Source organism: Methylorubrum pseudosasae (genome assembly GCF_029504475.1).
GTDB lineage: Bacteria > Pseudomonadota > Alphaproteobacteria > Rhizobiales > Beijerinckiaceae > Methylobacterium > Methylobacterium extorquens.
Window position 1 is genome coordinate 4,772,430 of sequence record NZ_JAQGDU010000002.1, and the last position, 20,301, is coordinate 4,792,730.

11 protein-coding genes and 1 pseudogene are annotated in these 20,301 nt (G+C 70.1%); 5 read left to right on the forward strand and 7 right to left on the reverse strand.

The window, feature by feature from the left end; genetic code table 11:
- A complete protein-coding gene (locus tag M2437_RS23540; protein ID WP_253388825.1) occupies positions 1 to 7,407 on the forward strand; it encodes a type I polyketide synthase in 7,407 nt (2,468 codons plus the stop codon).
- A complete protein-coding gene (locus M2437_RS23545) occupies positions 7,404 to 8,777 on the forward strand; it encodes an aminotransferase class I/II-fold pyridoxal phosphate-dependent enzyme (protein ID WP_253388826.1) in 1,374 nt (457 codons plus the stop codon). Before M2437_RS23540 ends, M2437_RS23545 begins: the two co-directional genes overlap by 4 nt.
- 95 nt (positions 8,778 to 8,872) lie before the next feature.
- Here the strand turns inward: M2437_RS23545 and M2437_RS23550 are convergent, their stop codons facing one another.
- The gene (locus M2437_RS23550; RefSeq protein WP_253388827.1) at positions 8,873 to 9,541 is read right to left on the reverse strand and encodes a polyamine aminopropyltransferase; all 669 of its coding nucleotides are present in this window, start codon (positions 9,539 to 9,541) and stop codon (positions 8,873 to 8,875) included.
- 343 nt (positions 9,542 to 9,884) lie between these two features.
- On the opposite strand from M2437_RS23550, the gene M2437_RS23555 reads away from it, so the two are divergent.
- Complete coding sequence (locus M2437_RS23555; RefSeq protein WP_253388828.1) at positions 9,885 to 10,334, forward strand: hypothetical protein; 450 nt, start codon at positions 9,885 to 9,887, stop codon at positions 10,332 to 10,334.
- 170 nt (positions 10,335 to 10,504) lie between these two features.
- On the opposite strand, the gene shc is transcribed toward M2437_RS23555, so the two are convergent.
- The 6 genes and pseudogenes from shc to dxs form a co-directional block, all read right to left on the reverse strand.
- The gene (gene shc, locus M2437_RS23560) at positions 10,505 to 12,508 is read right to left on the reverse strand and encodes a squalene--hopene cyclase (RefSeq protein WP_003604034.1); all 2,004 of its coding nucleotides are present in this window, start codon (positions 12,506 to 12,508) and stop codon (positions 10,505 to 10,507) included.
- A 44-nt stretch (positions 12,509 to 12,552) separates the two neighbouring features.
- Positions 12,553 to 13,854, reverse strand: a complete 1,302-nt coding sequence (gene hpnE / locus M2437_RS23565; protein ID WP_015950738.1) for a hydroxysqualene dehydroxylase HpnE — start codon at positions 13,852 to 13,854, stop codon at positions 12,553 to 12,555.
- On the reverse strand, positions 13,854 to 14,705 hold the full coding sequence (gene hpnD, locus M2437_RS23570; RefSeq protein WP_015950737.1) for a presqualene diphosphate synthase HpnD: 852 nt from the start codon (positions 14,703 to 14,705) through the stop codon (positions 13,854 to 13,856). Before hpnD ends, hpnE begins: the two co-directional genes overlap by 1 nt.
- The gene (gene hpnC / locus M2437_RS23575) at positions 14,702 to 15,601 is read right to left on the reverse strand and encodes a squalene synthase HpnC (protein ID WP_056503966.1); all 900 of its coding nucleotides are present in this window, start codon (positions 15,599 to 15,601) and stop codon (positions 14,702 to 14,704) included. Before hpnC ends, hpnD begins: the two co-directional genes overlap by 4 nt.
- Positions 15,598 to 16,623, reverse strand: coding sequence for a hopanoid-associated sugar epimerase (hpnA, locus tag M2437_RS23580; protein WP_012253485.1), 1,026 nt, complete (start codon positions 16,621 to 16,623; stop codon positions 15,598 to 15,600). Before hpnA ends, hpnC begins: the two co-directional genes overlap by 4 nt.
- A gap of 208 nt (positions 16,624 to 16,831) precedes the next feature.
- A pseudogene (gene dxs, locus M2437_RS23585) lies at positions 16,832 to 18,806 on the reverse strand (1-deoxy-D-xylulose-5-phosphate synthase).
- 332 nt (positions 18,807 to 19,138) lie between these two features.
- Between dxs and M2437_RS23590 the strand changes: the two are divergent.
- Positions 19,139 to 19,393 carry a hypothetical protein gene (locus M2437_RS23590; RefSeq protein WP_012253483.1) on the forward strand — a complete coding sequence of 85 codons (255 nt, stop codon included), beginning with the start codon at positions 19,139 to 19,141 and terminating at the stop codon, positions 19,391 to 19,393.
- A 7-nt stretch (positions 19,394 to 19,400) separates the two neighbouring features.
- Positions 19,401 to 20,294, forward strand: a complete 894-nt coding sequence (locus M2437_RS23595; protein ID WP_253388830.1) for a DNA/RNA non-specific endonuclease — start codon at positions 19,401 to 19,403, stop codon at positions 20,292 to 20,294.
- Positions 20,295 to 20,301 lie beyond the last annotated feature (7 nt).

The window sequence follows — 20,301 nt, forward strand, 5'->3', positions numbered from 1 at the left end:
GTGACTCACCGCAAAGACATCGCGATCGTCGGCCGCGCCTGCCGCCTGCCCGGGGCTCAAAACGTCGAGGGGCTGTGGCAGCTCCTGACGGAGGGGCGCTGCGCCGTCTCACGCATCCCCGAGGATCGCTGGTCGCTGCAGGCCTTCGGGCATCCGCGCGCGCAGGAGCGGGGCAAGAGCTACACTTGGGCCGCCGGCGTGCTCGACGACATCTGGTCGTTCGATCCGGGCGTGTTCGGCATCTCGCCCCGCGAGGCCGAGCAGATGGACCCGCAGCAGCGCATGCTGCTGGAACTCACCTGGGAAGCGTTCGAGGATGCGGGCCTGCGGCCCTCCGCGGTCGCCGGCAGCCATATCGGCGTGTTCGTCGGCGCTTCGGCGCTCGATTACGGCAACCTGCGCATTCTCGATCCGTCCTCGGGCGACGCCTACGCGGCGACCGGCAACACGCTCTCGATCATCTCGAACCGCATCTCCTACATCTACGACCTGAAGGGCCCGAGCTTCACCCTCGACACCGCCTGCTCGTCGTCCCTGGTCGCGCTCAACGCAGCGATCGCGGCGATTGAATCGGGGCAGGTGGACACCGCCGTGGTGGCCGGCGCCAACATCCTGGCGAGCCCGTTCAACTTCATCTCCTTCTCCAATGCGCAGATGCTCTCGCGCACCGGCCTGTGCCAGGCCTTCTCGTCGAGCGCCGACGGCTACGTGCGCGCCGAGGGCGGCGTCGTCCTGATCCTGCAATCGGCCGAGGCCGCCGCCCGCAGCGGCCGGGCCGTGCGCGGCGTGATCGCGGCGAGCGGCGTCAACTCGGACGGGCGCACCACCGGCATCTCGCTGCCCTCCGGCCACGCGCAGGGCGCGCTGCTGGAGCAGGTCTACCGCGACGCCGAGATCGATCTCGACAAACTCGCCTTCGTCGAGGCGCACGGCACCGGAACCCCCGTCGGCGATCCGATCGAGGCCGGGGCCATCGGGAGCAAGCTCGGCAAGCCGCGCCAGACCCCGCTGCCGATCGGCTCGATCAAGACCAATATCGGCCATACCGAGCCGACCTCGGGGCTCGCGGGCCTCTTGAAGGCCAGCCTCGCGCTCGAGCACGACCTGCTGCCGCCCTCGCTGCACGCGGCCGAGTTGAACCCCGACATCCCGTTCGAGGCGATGAAGCTCGCGGTCAACCGCGCGCCGCTGGCGCTCGCCCGCACCAAGGCCGAGCGCTTCGCCGGCGTGAACTCGTTCGGCTTCGGCGGCACCAACGCCCACGTCGTGCTGACCGACGCAGGCCCGGTCGCGGCCGCTAACGATGCGGGCCCCGCGCCCGAGATCCTGCTGCTCTCCGCCCAGAGCCGCGCCGCCCTGAACGATCTCGCCCTCGACTACGCCGCCCGCTTCGACGGTGCTGCGCCCGCCGAAGCCGCCCGCGTTACGGCGGCCGCGTTCCATCGCCGCGAGCGCCTCGGCACGCGGCTCGCCCTGCCGCTCACCCCCGAGACGGACGTTCCCGCCGCCCTGCGGGCGCTGGCGGAGGGCGAGGAGAGCGATGCCGCCATCGTCGGCACGGCGGTCGAACGCCAGGCCGAGGTCGCCTTCGTCTATTCCGGCAACGGCAGCCAGTGGGTCGGCATGGGCCGCGAGGCCTATGAGGAGAGCAAGGCCTTCCGCGCCCGCTTCGATCAGACCGACAAGCTGTTCGAGAAGCTCTCGGGCTGGTCGCTCAAGGAAGCGATGTTCGCCGAGGATCTCGACGCGCGTCTCTCTCTGACCCGCGTCTCGCAGCCGCTGATCTTCGCGATCCAGAGCGCCTCGACAGCGGCCCTGCGCGCCAAGGGCCTCGCGCCCCGCTACGTGCTCGGCCACAGCGTCGGCGAGATCGCCGCGGCCGAGGCCGCCGGCATCTTGAGCCTGGAACAGGCGGTGCGGGTGATCTTCTACCGCAGCAAGCACCAGGAATCGACGCGCGGCTTCGGCACCATGGCCGTGCTGCTCGGACCGGCCGAGGAGATGGAGGCGTTCCTCGCCGACTATCCCACCCTCGACATCGCCGCCTACAACAGCCCCAAGGCCATCACGGTGGCCGGCCCCGAGGCCGATATCGAGGCCGCGATGAAGGCGCTGGCGCGCAAGCGCCGCCGCGGGCGCAAGCTCGATCTCGAATACCCCTTCCACGGCCGCCTGATGGATCCGACCGAGCGTCCGCTGCTGCGCGACCTCGACGGGCTCAAGGCCTCGGCCGGCCACACTGCCATGGTCTCGACCGTGACCGGCACGGTGCTCCCCGGCGCGCAGTTCGGCGCCGGCTACTGGTGGCGCAACATCCGCGAGCCGGTGCGCTTCTGCGAGGCGCTGCAGGAGGCGACCCGCCAGGGCGCCCGCGTCTTCGTCGAGGTCGGCCCGCGCGCGACCCTGCTGCCGCATATCGGCGACGCCATCGAGCCGCTCGCCATCGAGGTGGCCTCGGTCGGCGTGATGCACCGCAAGCCGATCGGCGGCGATCCGATCGCCAAGGCGGTCGCTGCCGCCCTCGTCGCAGGTGCCGCCGTCGATGAGGCGCGCCTGTTCGGTGCCGATCCGGCCGGCGTCATCGCCCTGCCGCTCTATCCCTGGCAGCGCCGCCCGTTCCGCCTCGCCGAGACCACCGAGGGCGCCGGCGCCGCGCCGCGGCCCTACCACCCGCTCGCCGGCGCGCGCCTCGCGCCTGACGGCCTCGAATGGCACGGCCATCTCGACGCGGCACTCGTGCCCGAACTCGACGACCACCGCATCGACGGTCAGGTGATCCTGCCCGGCGCGGCCTTCGTCGAGATGGCGCTGCACGTCGCCCGTCAGGCGCTTCGCACGGAGAGCGTGACCCTCTCCGACGTCGAGATCCTCTCGCCGATGGTCTTCGCCGAAGAGAGCTTGCGCGAGGTGCTGGTGCGCCTGTCGGGCTCCGGCAACCAGATCCAGATCCTCAGCCGTCCCCGCCTGACCCCGACGCCGTGGCAGCTCCACGCCTCGGCCAAGATCATCGAGGGCGACTTCCCCGTGCCGGCTCGCCGCGACCTCGCGGTCCCGGCCGAGCACGCGATTTCGGGTGACGGGCTCTACCGCCGGGCGCTCGCTTCCGGCCTCGGCTTCGGCGAGAACTTCCGGCAGGTCGCGGCCTCGGCGCGCATCGACGAGACCACCATCGTCTCCGAGCTGATCCCGGCCGAGTCCGACGACCGCTACGGCCTCGTGCCCGCGCGCCTCGATTCCTGCTTCCACGGCCTGATCCTGCTCTTCGCCGAACTGATGGGCGAGGGCGCCACCAAGGCCTACGTGCCGGTGCGCTTCGGCGAGGTGCGCCTGCTGCGCCCCGGTGCCGCGATCGCCCGCGCCGAGATCCGCACCCGGCGCTGCAACGAGCGCTCGATCCTGGCCGATTTCACCCTGACCGATGCCGAGGGCGAGGTTGTCGCGACGATCCGCGAGGGCCGGTTCCAGGCCCTGCGCGCCCGCAGCGGCAGCGACCTCGACGCCTACGCCATCACGCAAGGGGTCGAGCGCGCCACCGAGCCGACGGCCCTGCCGCTGGAGCGGCGCCCGAGCGTGGCCGAGCGGCTGCGCCCGAGCCTCGCCGCCGCGACCGCACCGGACACGGCCGATCTCGGACCGGGCCACCTGCTGCTGGAAGGCTGGGCGACGGCGCTCGCCTACCGCCTCGCCGACGGTCTCTCCGAGAAGGGCAAGGTGACCCTCGATCGCCGCCTGCCCGCCGCGCTGCATCCTTGGGCGACCAACGCCCTCTACGCGCTGGAAAGCAGCGGTCTCGCGACCCTCGAGAAGGGTGTCTGGCGCCTGCGCCGCGACGTGTCGCTTCCTGCGCCCGAAGAGACCATGCGCTGGATCGCGGCCGACCATCCGGAACTGGCTGCCGAACTGGTGCTGCTCGCCGACACCACCGCCCTGGTCGGGCGGATCGTGGCGGGCGACGCGCCGGCCTCCGCCAGCCTGCCCCCGGCGGCTCTGGACGCCTTCCATCTGCGCGGCGCCACGGCTCGCGCCGCCGCCGACGTGGTCGCGCGGATCGTTGCCGAGGCTCGCGGCCGCATGCCGTCGGACCGGGCGCTGCGCATCCTTCAAGTCGGGTTCGGCCCGCTCTCGGCCCGCGCCGCCGCACTCGCCCGCGAAGCGGATGCTCGGCTCACCGTGCTGGACACCGACCGGCGTCTGGCCGAACGCGCCCGCCTCGCTCTGCCGAGCACGGTGGAGGTGATCGAGGACATTGAGGCTCTGCCGGCCGCCGCCTTCGACCTCGTTCTCGCCAGCGACGTGCTGCACCGTGCCGATAAGGCCCTGCCGGGACAGCTCGCCACCGCGCTCGCCTCGGGCGGGTTGCTCGTGGCGGTCGAGCCCGGTGCCTCGCTGTTCCGCGACCTCGTCTTCGGCCTCGCGCCGGACTGGTTCGAGGAAGCGGTCGCCGGCATGCCGCTCTCGCGCCTCGACGACGTGACCGGCTGGCAGCGCCGCCTCAGCGCGTCGGGCCTCGTGCGGGTTTCCGCCGACCGTGCGGCCTCGGCCAACGGCGACGACCTTCTGCTCGTCGCCGAAGCCCCGGTGCGCTCGGCGGTCGGCCACGGCCAGAGCTTCGCCTTCGTGGTCGGCTCCCATGACGAGTTCGGCGCGGAAACGGCCTCATCGCTGGCGACCCTGCTGGTGGCGAGCGGCGTCCACGTCTCGATCATCCTCGATTCCGAGCAGTCGCTGCGGGAACTCGAGCGCGAAACTCCGGACACCGTGGTGTTCCTGGCCGGTGCCTTTGCCGGCGAGGGCGCGGCGGCGACGCGGCTGCGCGACCGCTGCCTCAGCCTGAAGCGCTGCGCTGAGTTTCTCGGCAGCCGCCAGACCCGCCTCTGGGTGGTCGCCCCCGGCGCCACCCGCGACGCGGGCGGCGAGGCGGCGGCGGTCGAGGCTGGCGTCTGGGCCTTCAGCCGGACGCTCGCCAACGAAACGGCCACCCTCGACGTGCGCCGGATCGACCTCGCGCCGACCCTGTCCTCGAAGGACGCTGCCGAGCGGCTGCGCGCCCTGATCCTGTCGGGCACCGACGAGACCGAGATCGTGCTCGATGCCGACGCCACCCGCGTCGTGCGCTTCCATCCCGGCCGCGCCGCGACCACGGCCGGCGAGGCGGCTCCGGCCGCGCGGCTGGAGCGTTCCAACACCGGCGGCCTCAACGAGATGGTCTGGGGTCCGGCCGAGCGCGCCGCCCCCGGTCCCGGCGAGGTCGAGATCGCGGTGGCGGCCACCGGCCTCAACTTCCGCGACGTGCTCTGGGCGCTCTCCATGCTCCCGGAGGAAATCCTGGAGGACGGCTTTGCCGGTCCGCGCCTGGGCCTCGAAGTCTCCGGACAGGTGACCGCGATCGGCCAAGGCGTGGTGGACTTCGCCGTCGGCGATGCCGTCGTCGCCTTCGCCCAATCGGGCTTTGCCACCCACGTCGTCGTGCCGGAAATGGTCGTCGCGCCGATGCCGGCGGGTCTCGATCCGGCCGCCGCCGCGACCGTGCCGGTCGCGTTCCTCACTGCCTACTACGCGCTCTGCACCTGCGCCCGCCTGCGCAAGGGCGAGTGGCTGCTGGTCCATGGCGGCGCGGGCGGCGTGGGTCTTGCCGCGCTCCAGATCGCCAAATGGAAGGGCGCGCGAGTCATTGCCACCGCCGGCTCGCGGGAGAAGCGCGCGCTGGTGGCCGCGCTCGGCGCCGAGCATGTGCTCGATTCGCGCTCGCTCGCCTTCGTGGACGATGTCCGCCGCATCACCGGCGACGGCGTCGACGTGGTGCTCAACTCGCTGTTCGGCGAGATGATGGAGCGCTCGCTCAACTGCCTGCGGCCGTTCGGGCGCTTCGTCGAGCTGGGCAAGCGCGACTACGTCGCCAACACCCATATCGGGCTGCGGCCCTTCCGCCGGAACCTCTCCTACTTCGGCGTCGATCTCGATCAGGTGCTCCAGCACCAGGGCGAGGACGGCGCGCGGATGTTCCGCGAGGTAATGGCTCTGTTCGCCGAGGGGGGCCTGCGTCCCCTGCCCTACCAGCCGTTCGCCGCCGACGAGACCTCGGACGCCTTCCGGCTGATGCAGCAATCGGGGCATGTCGGTAAGATCGTCGTGACGCCGCCGGCGCCCGGTTCGGTCGCGCGGGTCCAGCGCAACGCCTTCACGGTGAGCGCCGAGGGCGTTCACCTCGTGACAGGCGGCCTCGGCGGCTTCGGTATCGAGGCCGCCCGCTGGCTCGCGGATCGGGGTGCCAAGCGCATCGTCCTCGTCGGCCGCTCCGGCAAGCCGAACGAGGAGGGCCGCGCAGTCGTCGCCGAACTCGCCGCGCAAGGCGTTCGGGTCGAGACCAAGGCCTGCAACATCACCAGCCGTCGGGCAGTCGAGGCGCTGATCGAGGGCATCGAGGCTCGGGGTGAAAAACTCGCGGGCGTGATCCACGGCGCCATGGTGCTTCAGGACGGCCTGATCTCGGCGATCGAGCCGGAGACGCTCGAAGCGGTGATCGCGCCGAAGGTGATCGGCGCAGGCCATCTCGACGCCGCCACCCGCGGGCGAAAGCTCGACTACTTCGTGCTGTTCTCCTCGGCCACGACCTTCATCGGCAATCCCGGCCAGGGCTCCTATGTCGCCGCCAACGGCTTCATGGAAGGCGTCGCACGCCAGCGCCGCCGCCTCGGCCTGCCCGCGCTCGCGGTCGCCTGGGGTGCCATCGGCGATGTCGGCGTGCTCGCCCGCAACAAGGCGGTGATGGAAACGCTGGCCTCCCGCGTCGGCGTAACGCCGATGGACGCCCGCCTCTGCCTCGACCTGATGGCTGAGGCGTTGGAGAGCCAGGGCAAGACAAGCGACGAGGGCGTGATCGCCATCGCCGCGATGCACTGGGGCAAGGCCCGCGAACGCCTCGCGACCCTGCGCTCGCCGAGCTATGCCAGCCTCGGCGGCGACCAGCAGGCCGAGTCCGGCACGGTGGCGGCCATCAATATCGGTGCGCTGCTGCGGAGCCAGGATATCGACGCGGTCCGCAAGACGGTCTCCGACGCCATCGTCGAGGACATTGCCCGCATCCTGCGCCTGCCGAAGGACGACATCAGCCGCGTGCGCCAGCTCTCCGAAATCGGCCTCGATTCGCTGATGGGCGTCGAGCTGGGGGCGAGCCTTCAGGAGCGCTTCGCTCTCGACGCGCCGCCCGCGGGCATCTCCTCGGGGCTGACCGTCAACGAGCTGACCGAAACCCTGATCCAGGCGGTGGCGACGCCGGTGGACGAGGCGGCGGGCGTGACCTTGAGTCTCGCCACGAAGCATGTCGGCGATCTCGATGCCGCCACGCTCATGCCGTTCAACGAACTCGTCGAGAAGAACGTTTCGGACATCAAAGAGATCTTGCCATGACCCAGCCGTCACGCCCGCAGGACGGCCGGGCCGCGCTCGCGAGCTTCGTCACCAACCGGCTGGGCCGCACCAATGCCCGGCCCTCCCCCGCTCTCGCCGAGACCAAGGCGCCGGCCAATGATTCGCCGCAGGATTTCGAGAAGCTGACCGGCTACCGGGAGCTGCGCCTGCAGCGCTCGGCCGCCGACCTGATCGGCCTCGGCAACCCGTTCTTCCGGGTGCACGAGACCCGTGCGGGCGCCAACACCCGCATCGAGGGCCAAGCCTTCTCGAACTACTCGTCCTACGACTATCTCGGCCTCAACGGTCACCCGGCGGTGAGCGGTGCGGCGCGCAAGGCGATCGAGGCCTTCGGCACCTCTGCCTCCGCGAGCCGGATTGTCGCGGGCGAGCGGCCCGGGCACCTCAAGCTGGAGCGGGCGCTGGCCGCCCATTACGGCACGGAAGCCTGTGTGGTCCTGGTGAGCGGGCACGCCACCAACGTCACCGCCATCGGCGCGATCCTGGAAGCGCCGGACGTGATCTTCCACGACGCGCTGATCCACAACAGCGTGGTGACGGGTGCCCAACTCTCCGGCGCCCAGCGCCGCTCCTTTGCCCATAACGACCCGGCCTCGCTCGAGAAGCTGCTCGAGGCGACGCGTCACGAGCACCGCCGCGCGCTGATCGTGATCGAGGGCCTCTACAGCATGGACGGCGACGCGCCGGATCTGGCCGCCTTCATCGAGCTGAAGCGCCGCTACGATTGCTGGCTGATGGTGGACGACGCCCACGGGCTCGGCGTTCTCGGCCGCACCGGCGCGGGGCTGCACGAGCATTGCGGAGTCAATGCCGGCGACGTCGATATCTGGATGGGCACGCTCTCGAAGACGCTGTCCTCCTGCGGCGGCTACATCTGCGGTCCTTCGGTGCTGGTCGAGTACCTGAAATGCACCGCGGGCGGCTTCGTCTACAGCGTCGGCATGTCGCCGCCGCTGGCGGCTGCGGCCGAAGCCGCGCTCTCGGTGATGCAGGCCGAGCCCGAGCGGGTGGAGCGCCTGCGCCGCAACGGGAACCAGTTCCTGGCGCTGGCCAAGAAGCACGGCCTCAACACCGGCACGAGCCTCGGACTTGCGGTGATCCCGGTCATCATCGGCGATTCGCTCAAAGCCGTGACCCTGTCCGACCGGCTGTTCAAGCGCGGCATCAACGTGCAGCCGATCATCCATCCGGCGGTGCCGGAGCGCTCCTCCCGCCTGCGCTTTTTCATGACCTCCGAGCACACCCCGGAGCAGATCGCGCAGACGGTCGCGACGATGGTGGAAGAGCTGGCCGCGCTCGAAACCGGCGCGACGCTGATCGAGCAGTTGATGGCGCGCCGGGGGGCGTAAACCTCCCCCATATCCCATCCATCCCCTCATCCCGAGGTGCCGGCGCGGAGCGGTGGCACGTCAGGATGAGGTTGCGATCGGGATTGCTCTCAGGATCAGCGCCGAGCCAGCCAGATCACGTGCCGCGCCCCGCGCTTGCCCCGCGCCCGGGTGCCGACCTCCTCGACCGAAAACCCCGCCTGCCCGAGCCGCCGGCTGAAGGCGGCATCGGGATGCGCCGACCAGACCGCCAGCACGCCGCGGGGGCGCAAAGCCGCGCGCGCGGCACCGAGGCCGGCGGCGTCGTAGAGACGGTCGTTGGCGCTGCGGGTGAGGCCGTCGGGGCCGTTATCGACATCGAGCAGGATCGCGTCCCAGACGCCCGGACGCTCGTGGATCACCGCGGCGACGTCGGCTTCACGGATTGAGACCCGCGGGTCATCCAGGCTGCCGCCGGTCAGCTCCGCCATCGGACCACGCGCCCAGGCGAGCACCGCCGGGACGATCTCGGCCACGCTCACCTGCGCCGTGCCCGGCAGAAGGCTCAGGGCGGCGCGCAGGGTGAAGCCCATGCCGTAGCCGCCGATCAGCACGCGTGGCGTCTTCACCCCCGCGATCCGCTCGGCCGAGAGCCGCGCCAGCGCCTCCTCGGAGCCGCTGAGACGGCTGTTCATGAGTTCGTTGCGGTCGAGCTGAATCGAGAACTCGCTGCCCCGGCGCATCAGGCGCAAGCTGCCCGCCTCACCGGGGATCGCGGCGGTATCGAGGTGCTCCCAGGGAATCAACGGTCGTCTCGCATGCTCGTTTTGAGGAAGGGTCGGTGCACGGGACGAGCTTCGTCCCAGGCTGCGATCTCAGGTCTTCCGAATGTGGCGTCGCTCACGCAACCCAATGACCGCCATTCCGGGCCACCAAAGGCGGACCGGGAATCAGGCCCAACCTTGACACCAAGCTGCGGAAACGCATCACGGGTGGTTTCCGGATGCCGCAATGCGACTCGGGGATGACGACTGTAAGGACCCGGAATGCGTCTGTAACCGCATTGGGGCAGAGCCCAACCGGCTTGACCGTGTACAGGAGTGGTGTGGGTGGTTTGCGGACTTTCCCAAGTTCGCCAAGATCGGCCGTATGACGGATTGGATTGAGCACTTCCGCGCTGCGGCTCATGGGCTGCCGGTTTCGCGCGTCTGGCGCGGACACGGTTCGGCGCTGTTCATCGAGCTTGGTGCGCTAACTCCGAGGTATCGCCATGACGGAATGCCCGGCGAGCCCGAAGGCGAAATCGGTCTGATGATCGAGTGGAGTTGGCGGATCGAGGAGGGGCCGTCCATCGCCTGCGGTAGTTGGAGCGATGAGGATCTGTGGCCCTCAACCTTCGCGCGCCTCATCGGCCGATCGGTACAAGACCTCTCGACGTTCGGCCGCATACCGGAAGTGACGCTGTCGTTGACGGGTAACCTACACGTCGCGTCGTTCATGACGTCGGAAGGCGATCCTGCATGGACATTGTTTGACCGCCGTCGTTCTGGTCCAGTCGCCATAATCTGCCGGAATGGAGTGATCGGCGTCGAATCGTGAGGTCCGTAAAAAATCGGAAGCGGCCCCTCATATGGTCATGCTGATTAGGATGTGGCCAGAACGCGAGTTTGCAGCTTCGGGCTTCCTCCAGCGTAAAGGTCGACACAAACGAAAACGGCGCGGGATGCTCCCGCGCCGCTGATCTGAGGTTCGGGAAAACTCCCAAAAAATCACATGCCGAACTGCACCTGCCGGCTGTTGCCCCGCTTCAGGTTGCGGAAGCGGGCCATCGCCCAGAGCGGGAAGAACTTCGGGTAGCCGTGGTAGCGCAGGTAGAACACCCGCGGGAAGCCGGTCGCGGTGTAGCGCTCCTCGCTCCACAGCCCGTCCTGCCCCTGCGTGCGCACGAGGTAGTTGACGCCGCGGGCGACTGCCGGATCATCGACCTCGCCCGCCGCCATCAGCGCGAGCAGGGCCCAGGCCGTCTGCGAGGCGGTCGAGTAGCCCGGCTCGAATTCGGGGTTGAGCTTGTAGGAGGAGGCATCCTCGCCCCAGCCGCCATCCGGGTTCTGGATGCGGATGAGCCACGCCACCGCCTTGCGGATCTCAGGCGATTGCGGATCGACCCCGGCGGCGTTGAGCGCGCACAGCACCGACCACGTGCCGTAGATGAAGTTCATGCCCCAGCGGCCGTACCAGCTCCCGTCCTTCTCCTGGTCGTTGAGCAGGTAGGTCACGCCGCGGTCGAGCGCCCGGCTGGTCGCACGGGTCTCGCCGAGCTGCGACAGCATCGAGACGACGCGGGCGGTCACGTCCGCGGTCGGCGGATCGAGCAGCGCGCCGTGATCCGAGAAGGGGATGTGGTTGAGATAGTGGTGGTTGTTGTCGGCATCGAACGCCGCCCAGCCGCCATCGGCGCTCTGAAGCCCCTCGACCCATTCGCGGGCCCGGGCGATCGACTCCGAATAGTCCGGCATGCCGCTGACCAGACCGTGCTGACGCTGGGCACGGTCCATCGCCATCACGACGACGGCGGTGTCGTCGAGGTCGGGATAGTGCGGGTTGGCGTACTGGAACGCCCAGCCGCCGGGGCGCACGTTGGGCTTGGTCTCGGCCCAGTCGCCCTTGATGTCGAGGATCTGGAGCGGCTTGAGCCAATCGAGGCCGGCGCGGGCATTGGCCTCCGCCTGGTGACCGCCGGCTTCGAGCATGGCGTGGCTGTTCAGCGCCGTATCCCAGACCGGGGACAGGCAGGGCTGGACATAGGCCTCGTCCTCCTTCTCGGCGACGAGCTTCTCGATGGCTTCCAGCGCGATCTTCACCTGCGGGTGCTCGGGCGGATAGCCCAGCACCTCGTACATCAGCACCGAGTTGACCATGGCCGGGAAGATGGCGCCGAGACCGTCCTCGCCGTTCAGCCGCTCGGAGACCCAGGCGACCGCCTTGTCGATGGCGCGCTGGCGCGGCACCTTCGGGAAGTGGTCCTGCGTCTTCTGCAGCACGCGGTCGATGCCGCCGAAGATCGGCGTCCACGGCCAGGTGGCGTGGGGCGAGCCCGGCCAGGTCCGCACCGAATCGGGCGGCGTCACGAACAGTTCGGCCACGCCGACGCCGCGCGGGTTCTTCGCCCGCGGCTTCTTGGCCTGGATCACGAACAGCGGCACCATGGTGCAGCGGGCCCAGTAGGAGACCTTGTCGAGGTGGAACGGGAACCACTTCGGCAGGTGCATCACCTCCACCGGCATCACCGGCACCGCCGCCCACGGCACTTCGCCGTAGAGCGCGAGCAGGATGCGGGTGAAGACGTTGGCGTTGGCCGCGCCCCCGCGCTGGAGGATCGCCTTGCGCACGGCGCGCATGTGCGGCGCCTCGATGTCGTCGCCGATCATCTTGAGGGCGAAGTAGGCCTTCACCGACGCGCTCATGTCGAACGGGCCGTCATGCACCAGCGCCCAGCCGCCATGCACCTTCGACTGCGTGCGGCGCAGGTAGTTGCCGATCTTGGCCTCGAGGCCGGGCCGCGGCTCGGTCCCGCGGAACTGGTGGAACAGGATGTACTCGGAGGGGATGGTCGCATCCGCCTCGAGCTCGAAGCAGATGTGGCCATCCGCCTGCGTCATCTCGGTGAGGGCGCGGGTGGCGCTCTGGACGCCACGCTCCACGTCGTCGAGGGACACGTCGCGGGTCTTGGGACGCTGCAGCGTCTCGACCTTGCTTACGGCCGCCTCACGCATCGTTCTCGCCTCGTTCGACTGTCTCGATGCCGTCGTCATATCCTTCAAGCGACTCCCTGTGCCTGTGCCCGTCCGCACATCCCGGTGCGGAACAGGGCTTGCGCGGCGTTTGTGCCGGATCGGATCGCGCCCTCGATGGTTGAGGGCAGCCCCGTCTCCGTCCAATCACCGGCGAGAACCAGATTCCGGTAGCGCGTCGCCGCGCCGGGGCGGCGCGCGGCTTCCGCGGGCGTGGCCGCGAACGTCGCACGCTTTTCCTTGACGATCTGCCAGTTGGGCAAATCTCGTGCAAGACCGTTGAGATCTGCGATCTCGGTCCAGATACGGCGCGCGAGATCCTCGCGGCCCTCCTCCAGCAGCCGGTCGGCGCCGCTGATGGTGACGGAGAAGCGGTCCGGGTAGGCGAACAGCCACTCGGTCAAGCCGCCGACGACGCCGAGCATCAGCGGAGCGCCCTCGGGCGGGCGCACGGCGAAATGCGCGTTGACGATCGAGCGGAATTCCTGCGGCGCCGGCGTGCCGGGCAGGAGTTCGCTCGCCACCCAGGGCGGCAGGGCCATGACCACCGCGTCGTCGGGACCGATCACCGTCGGCTCGTCGGTGAAGTCCAGGCGCTCGATGCGGCCCTGGCCGAGCGTCAGCGCCCGCAGGCGCCGGCCGTAGCGGATCTCGGCACCGCGGCTCTGGAGGTAGCGCAGGGCCGGATCGACGAAGGCCGTGGACAGGCCCTCGACGGCGATGAGTGGCCGACAGGCACGCCCGCCCCCCCCGAAGGTCTCGCGCAGGATGGTGGCGGCGAGCCCGACATCGCTCTCGCGCGGCTCGGTGTTGAGCGCGGCGAGCAGGACCGGGTGCCAGAGCCGCTCGTAGAGCGGCCCCTCGCAGGACATCTTCTCGCCGATCGTGCCGCTCTGGCCCGGCTTATTGCCGGAGGCGGCCATCAGCAGGGAGACCGGCGCGAGGTAGTCGCGCGCACGGGTGCCCGGCACGCGCCGGCCGGCCCGCAGCACCCACCACGGCAGGCGGCCCTCGTTCGGGCGCAGGGTCCAGCGCTCGCCGGTGCGGATGTCGGCGAAGTCATAGACCGCCTCGTCCGGTCCGGTCAGGGCGTTGGCCGGCGCACCGATGAGGCGCATGAAGTCGAGGGACGAGCGGTTGCCCGACAGGAGCAGGTGGTTGCCGTTGTCGATGGTCAGCCCGAGCGAGGGGTCGTAGTAGGAGCGGCAGCGCCCACCCGCCTGCTTGGCGGCTTCGTGCAGCACCACGCGGCTGCCGGCCTCCGCCAGCGAGGCCGCCGCCGAGAGGCCGGCGAGCCCGGCGCCGACAACGTGAACCGTACCCGTCATCACAGAATCCCGTGGCGCAAAGCGACGAGGAGAAGGGGGAATTTGCCCGGCTTCACCCGCGCCCGCGGGGCCGCCCAGCCGCGCTTGACCACGGCGTCGAGGTAGAGCCGGTAGGCCGCCGCCATCAGGCGGGCCGCCTTGGTGGCGCGACGCGGACTGCGCTCGATGATCGCCCAGGTCTGGCGGTAATGCTCTTCCGCTTCCGCGGCGACCGCCGCGCAGACCTCGCCGAGGCGCGGATGCGCCAGCGCGCTCTGCGGAGTCGGGTTCATCAGCCCGATCTTGTGGAATTTCTCCATCGGCAGGTAGAGGCGCCCGCGCTCCGCATCCTCGTCGATGTCGCGCAGGATGTTGGTGAGCTGCAGCGCCCGGCCCTGATGCCACGCGAGGCGGATTCCGTCCGCCTCCGGCATGCCGAAGATGCGCACCGAGAGCCGCCCGACGGCGCTCGCGACCCGGTCGCAATAGAGGTCGAGCTTGGCTTCCGACGGGGCGACGATGTCCTCCTCCGCGTCCATCGCCATGCCGTCGATCACGGCCTGAAAATCCTCGCGCTTGAGGTCGAAGCGGCGCATCGGCTCTTCGAGCGGCTTCACCCGCGCAGGGGGATGGCCGGCATAGAGCGCGTCGATATCGGCGCGCCAGCGGTCGAGCTCGGCCGCACGGACCTCGCGCGGGCCGCCGTCATCGGCGACATCGTCCACGACCCGGCAGAAGGCGTAGACGGCATACATCGCCTCGCGCCGTTCCTTCGGCAGCAGGCGCATCGCCGTGTAGAAGGACGAGCCGGCGGCCGGCAGGGCAGCTGCTTCCGGGGTCTCGCCCGGCATCGGGGTGGCGGTGGCGCTCATCGGCCGGCTCCGGCGGGGGCGGGACGGGGCGCACGCGACCGGAACGGGCGGCGCACCAGCGTGGCGGCGATGCCGCCGAGCGCGGTGAGCGCGAAGGCGGCCTTGCCGTGATGGACTTTTTCGCTGAGCGGATCGCGGGTCAGCAGCCCCTTCGTCAAGACGACGGCGAGGCGATGGATCGCAGCGATCTCCAGGCTCAAGCGCAGGTCGTCGATCTGGTTCGGCAGCGGCGCCCCCTCGTCCAGCAGCACCAGGGTGCGCTCGGCGAGTTCGCGGATCACCGCGCGCAGTTGCGGGCTCGCCCGGTCGGCGCCCAGCATCGAGACGTCGGCGCCATGCTTCCGCATGACGTCGAGGGGGATGTAGACCCGGTCGAGATCGCGAAAATCCTTGCCGCAATCCTGAAGGTGGTTGAGCACCTGCAGCGCGGCGCAGATCGCGTCGGAGGTCCGGTAGACCCGCGCCGGATCCTCGCCGTGCACGTCGAGCAGGAAGCGCCCGACCGGCATGGCCGAGTAGCGGCAATAGTGGATCAGCTCGTCCCAATCCGCGTAGCGCGACTTGCGCGCATCCATGCGGAAGGCGTCGAGCAGTTCGAGCGCGTGGGTCGGCGGCTGGCGATGGGCCGCGAGTTCCCGCTTGAGCGGCTCGACCGTGGGGTCGGAGCCGCCCTTGCCGGTCAGCGCGTCGGCCAGCGCGTCGAGCATCGCGATCTTGCGCTCGGGCGAAAGCCCGGTGTGGTCGGCAACGTCGTCGCCGGCCCGCACGTAATTGTAGAAGGCGAGGATCGCGCCGCGGTAGCGCGGGTGGATCAGGTGCGAGGCGACGGGAAAGTTCTCGTCGTGCTGGCCCTTGCCGGTGCGGGCGTCGCTGGCGGTCTGAAGCGCGGCGCTCATTTCATGTACCCCGCCTGACGGAACCACGCGATGGCATCCTCAAGGCCCCGGCGGTAGGGCCGCGCGGAATAGCCGAGTTCCGCCCGCGCCTTGGCGTCGGAGAAGAACATTCGGTACTTCGACATGCGCACGCCATCGATGGTGGCGAGCGGCGCCTTGCCGGTCACCCGCGCGATCTGCTCGGAGATGAAAGCGATCGGGTAGATCACCGCGTAGGGCAGCCGCGTCGTCGGCGCCTTGCGGCCGACGATGGCGGCGATGTCGGCGAGCATTTGCGCCAGCATCACGTCCTCGCCGCCGAGGATGTAGTGCTCGCCGATCCGGCCCTTGCGCAGGGCCAGGAGATGGCCCGCGGCCACGTCGTCGACATGGGCGAGGTTGAGGCCGGTATCGACGAAGGCCGGGATCTTGCCCTGCGCCGCATCGAGGATGATGCGGCCGGTCGGCGTCGGCTTCACGTCGCGGGGGCCGATCGGGGTCGAGGGGTTCACGATGACGGCGGGCAGGCCGTCACGGGCCACCATCTCGTCGACCACGCGCTCGGCCACGACCTTGCTGCGCTTGTAGGCGCCGATGGCGGTCTCCGGCGTCAGCGGCCGGGTCTCGTCCGCCGGGGTGCCGTCGTCGTGCGGTTTGATGGTCGCAACGCTCGATGTGTAGACGATCCGCTCCACGCCGGCCTTGAGCGCCTCCTCCATCAGGATGCGCGTGCCGTCGCGGTTGGTGCGGACGATCTCCTCCATGTCCGGCGCCCAGAGCCGGTAATCGGCCGCGGCGTGGACGAGGTAGCGCTGGCCGCGCATGGCGCTCGCCACCGCTGCCCGGTCGCGCATGTCGGCCTCGACGATCTCGACATCGGGCCAGATCAGGTTGGTGCGGGGCGATGAGGCACGCACGGTGATGCGCACGCGGAAGCCGGCCGCGCGGAAGACGTCCACCAGGGCGGCTCCGAGGAAGCCGCTGGCACCGGTGATCAACACCGGCCCCGCTGGGAACGGGCCGCTTTGGGTCGGCTCTGTCATCGTGCTCGCGTGATTCACGGGTGGTCTCGCCCATTGGTCCTAGGACCAGCGGGCAAAGGGAAACGCCGCTCCGTCAACGCACCCGATTCAGGGCCCGACGGCGCGGCGCTTGTCTCACTGATGAGGCGGTGCAGCAAGCACCGCGCTTCTCAACCTCAAGCGCGGGGCGAGGCGCTCTTCAGGCAATGGCCTTCGAGCACCCGACCCCTCAAGCCAGACGCAGGCGCCCGGTTCGGCTGCCCTTCTTCTGGTCCGGCAGGGCGGCGCGGACAACCTTGAGGATGCCCTCGGCATCGAGCCCGGCCTCGGCGTACATCTTCTCCGGCTTGTCGTGGTCCTGGTAGCTGTCCGGCAGCGTCAGCGTGCGCACCCGGACCCGGCCGGTGTCGAGCACGCCGCGCTCGGCCAGCAGGTGCAGCACCATCGCCCCGAAGCCGCCGACCGAGCCCTCCTCGACCGTCACCAGAACCTCGTGGCTCATCGCCAGACCGACGATCAGCTCGGCATCCAGCGGCTTGGCAAAGCGCGCATCCGCCACCGTGGCCGCGATACCCTCGGCCTCCAGCGCGTCGGCCGCCTTCAGCGCCTCCGACAGGCGCGTGCCGAGCGAGAGCAGCGCCACACGCGCCCCTTCCGGACGCCGCACCACGCGGCCGCGGCCGATCGCCAGCGGCACGCCCGTCTCCGGCAACTCGATGCCGACCCCCTCGCCGCGCGGGTAGCGCAGCGCGATCGGGCCCGAATCGTGCGCGTGGCAGGTCGCCACCATGTGCACCAGCTCGGCCTCGTCGGCCGCCGCCATCACCGTCATGTTCGGCAGGCAGCAGAGATAGGCCAGATCGAACGCGCCCGCATGCGTGGCGCCATCCGCTCCGACGAGACCCGCCCGGTCGAGGCAGAACCGCACGGCTAAGTTCTGTAGCGCGACATCGTGCACGACCTGATCGTAGGCCCGCTGCAGGAAGGTCGAGTAGATCGCCACGAACGGCTTGTAGCCCTCGGTGGCCAAGCCGCCGGCAAAGGTCACCGCGTGCTGCTCGGCGATGCCGACGTCGAAGGTCCGGTCGGGATGCGCCTTGCCGAACAGGTCGATCCCGGTGCCGCCGGGCATGGCGGCGGTGATCGCCACCACCTTCGGGTCGGCATCGGCCGCCTTGATCAGGCTCTCGCCGAACACGCGGGTATAGGCCGGGGCGTTCGCCTTGGCCTTGGCCTGCACGCCCGAAACCACGTCGAACTTGACCACGCCGTGGTAGCGGTCGGCGCTGGCTTCAGCCGGCGCGTAGCCCTTGCCCTTCTGCGTGACGACATGGAGCAGGATCGGGCCCTGATCCGAGTCGCGCACGTTCTTCAGAACGGGGAGCAGGTGGTCGAGGTTGTGCCCATCGACCGGGCCGACATAGTGGAAGCCCATCTCCTCGAACATCGTGCCGCCGCCGACGATCAGCGAGCGGGGCGTACTCTTCCGCGGCCGCCGCGCGCTGGTAGAGCGCTTTGGGCAGCAGCTTGCCGAGCTGCTTGGCGGTCTCGCGCAGCGACCGGTAGGTGCCGCCGGAGGCGAGCCGGGCGAGGTAGGCCGACATCGCGCCGACGGGGGGCGCAATCGACATGTCGTTGTCGTTGAGGATGACGATCAGGCGCGAGTGCAGCGCGCCGGCATTGTTCATGGCCTCGTAGGCCATGCCCGCCGACATCGAGCCGTCGCCGATCACCGCGATCATGTTGCGGCGCTTGGGCGCCGGGCCGCCCTTGGCCTTGGCGTCCGCCTCCTCGAGGTCGCGCGCCACGGCCATGCCGAGCGCGGCGGAGATCGAGGTGGAGGAGTGGGCCGCGCCGAAGGGGTCGTACTCGCTCTCCGAACGCTTGGTGAAGCCGGACAGCCCGCCGCCCTGGCGCAGCGTGCGGATGCGGTCGCGGCGGCCGGTGAGGATCTTGTGCGGGTAGCACTGGTGTCCGACGTCCCAGACGATGCGGTCGTCGGGGGTGTCGAAGACGTGGTGGAGCGCCACCGTCAGTTCGACCACGCCCAGGCCCGAGCCGAGATGGCCGCCGGTGATCGACACGGCGTCGATCATCTCGGCGCGCACCGCGTCGGCCACCCGCTGCAGCTCGCTCTCCGGCAGAAGCCGGAGACGATCCGGCGTCTCAAGACCCTCAAGGATCGTCGTGTCCGCTAGTGCCAAGGCCTTCACCCGTCTCTCAATGCGTTCCCGTCGGCAGGGCAGTTCCTGCAGGGGCACACGTCCGAATTCTCGAACGCGGCCTGCCTTCGGATTTCGCCCGCCTCCCCGGAAACAGCTTTCCCCGGGACATATGAACGATCATTCTAGCGCAAACCGATCACGGGATACCATGATCTTGCTGCAACAGCGGCGCGTCTTTCAGTGGATTCGGCCGCTTCGTCTGCCTTCAGAGTTAAGGCAGCCCCACGATTTCACGCGTGACGCGCCCTCAATTATGGATGAAGGCTGCATTGATCAACATCTTGCCCGCTCATCCCCGAGGCCGCCACCCGATGCCTATCGCCGCAACGTTACCGGCCACGGTCGCGCTGGCGCTCGCCCTGATCGGTGGAAGTGCGGCCTGGGCGGCGGATGCCGGCAGGCCCCGGCCCGGCGCGGCACGCTGCTCGGACGACGTCCGCTGCCGCCGCCCGCCGGGACCGCCGGACCGTGACATCCGCCCGCTGATCGATCCGCTCGGGCGCCCCTGCGGCTTCCGCTGGCGCGAGACGCCGTCCGGCCCCCGCCGCGTCCGGGTCTGCTACTAGGCCGGCAATGGTGCTGCGTCCGCTCGTTCCGGCCCTTCTCCTTGTCGCTGTCTCGCACGCGGCGGCATCCCAAGCCCTGCCGGAGTCCCAAGCACTGCCGGAGGCGCCGGCCTGCCGCGCCCTGTTCGCGGACGGCCGGGCGCCGACGCTCACCAACCCGAAGCTCGCCGACCGAGCCGTCCCCCTCTGCTTCGAGGCCTTCGCCGTGCTCCATTCGGGCGTGTCGCGCACGCCGCTCTACGCCGCCGAGCGGCTGACGCGCCGGAGCGTGTCCGCCGCCCGAAGGGTCGAGCGGGCCGACGCCTTCCACGACGAGGACCGCCTGCCCGAGGACGACCGCGCGAGCCTCGCCGACTACCTGCGGAGCGGCTACGACCGCGGCCATCTGGCCCCGGCCGGCGACATGCCGAGCGCGGTCGCGCAGGCCGAATCCTTCAGCCTGGCCAACATCGTGCCGCAGAACCGGGCGGTGAACCGCGGCCTGTGGGCGGCGATCGAGGAAAGCGTGCGCCGGCTCGCCAGCGAGCGCGGCGAGATCTTCGTCGTGACCGGCCCGATCTTCGAGGGCCGCTCGGTCGGGGCGATCAAGGGACGGGTGCTGGTGCCGACCCAGATGTTCAAGGCGATCTACGATCCGCGCACCGGCGAGGCCGGGGCCTATCTCGTGCCGAATGCGGCCGGCGCGGAATGGCGCGCGGTCTCTCTCGCGACCCTGCGGGAGACGGCGGGGCTCGACGTGTTCCCGGCTTTGCCCGAGGCGAGCAAGGCCAAGGCGATGGCGCTGCCCGAGCCGCAGGAATTCTCCCGCGGCGGCCCGGAATCCTTCGCCGACTTCCTCAAGCAACTGGCCGTCGATGTCCTGCGCCGGCTCTGGAGCGAGCTGATGCGCGCGATCTTCTGAGGAGCTC

What these genes read in the sequence shown, in the direction of transcription:
- M2437_RS23590 (WP_012253483.1), top strand. Translation starts at nt 19,139, where the DNA reads ATGCCTATCGCCGCAACGTTACCGGCCACGGTCGCGCTGGCGCTCGCC.
- M2437_RS23545 (WP_253388826.1), top strand. Translation starts at nt 7,404, where the DNA reads ATGACCCAGCCGTCACGCCCGCAGGACGGCCGGGCCGCGCTCGCGAGC.
- M2437_RS23555 (WP_253388828.1), top strand. Translation starts at nt 9,885, where the DNA reads ATGACGGATTGGATTGAGCACTTCCGCGCTGCGGCTCATGGGCTGCCG.
- hpnD (WP_015950737.1), bottom strand. Translation starts at nt 14,705, where the DNA reads ATGAGCGCCACCGCCACCCCGATGCCGGGCGAGACCCCGGAAGCAGCT.
- shc (WP_003604034.1), bottom strand. Translation starts at nt 12,508, where the DNA reads ATGCGTGAGGCGGCCGTAAGCAAGGTCGAGACGCTGCAGCGTCCCAAG.
- hpnE (WP_015950738.1), bottom strand. Translation starts at nt 13,854, where the DNA reads ATGACGGGTACGGTTCACGTTGTCGGCGCCGGGCTCGCCGGCCTCTCG.
- hpnC (WP_056503966.1), bottom strand. Translation starts at nt 15,601, where the DNA reads ATGAGCGCCGCGCTTCAGACCGCCAGCGACGCCCGCACCGGCAAGGGC.
- hpnA (WP_012253485.1), bottom strand. Translation starts at nt 16,623, where the DNA reads ATGACAGAGCCGACCCAAAGCGGCCCGTTCCCAGCGGGGCCGGTGTTG.
- M2437_RS23595 (WP_253388830.1), top strand. Translation starts at nt 19,401, where the DNA reads ATGGTGCTGCGTCCGCTCGTTCCGGCCCTTCTCCTTGTCGCTGTCTCG.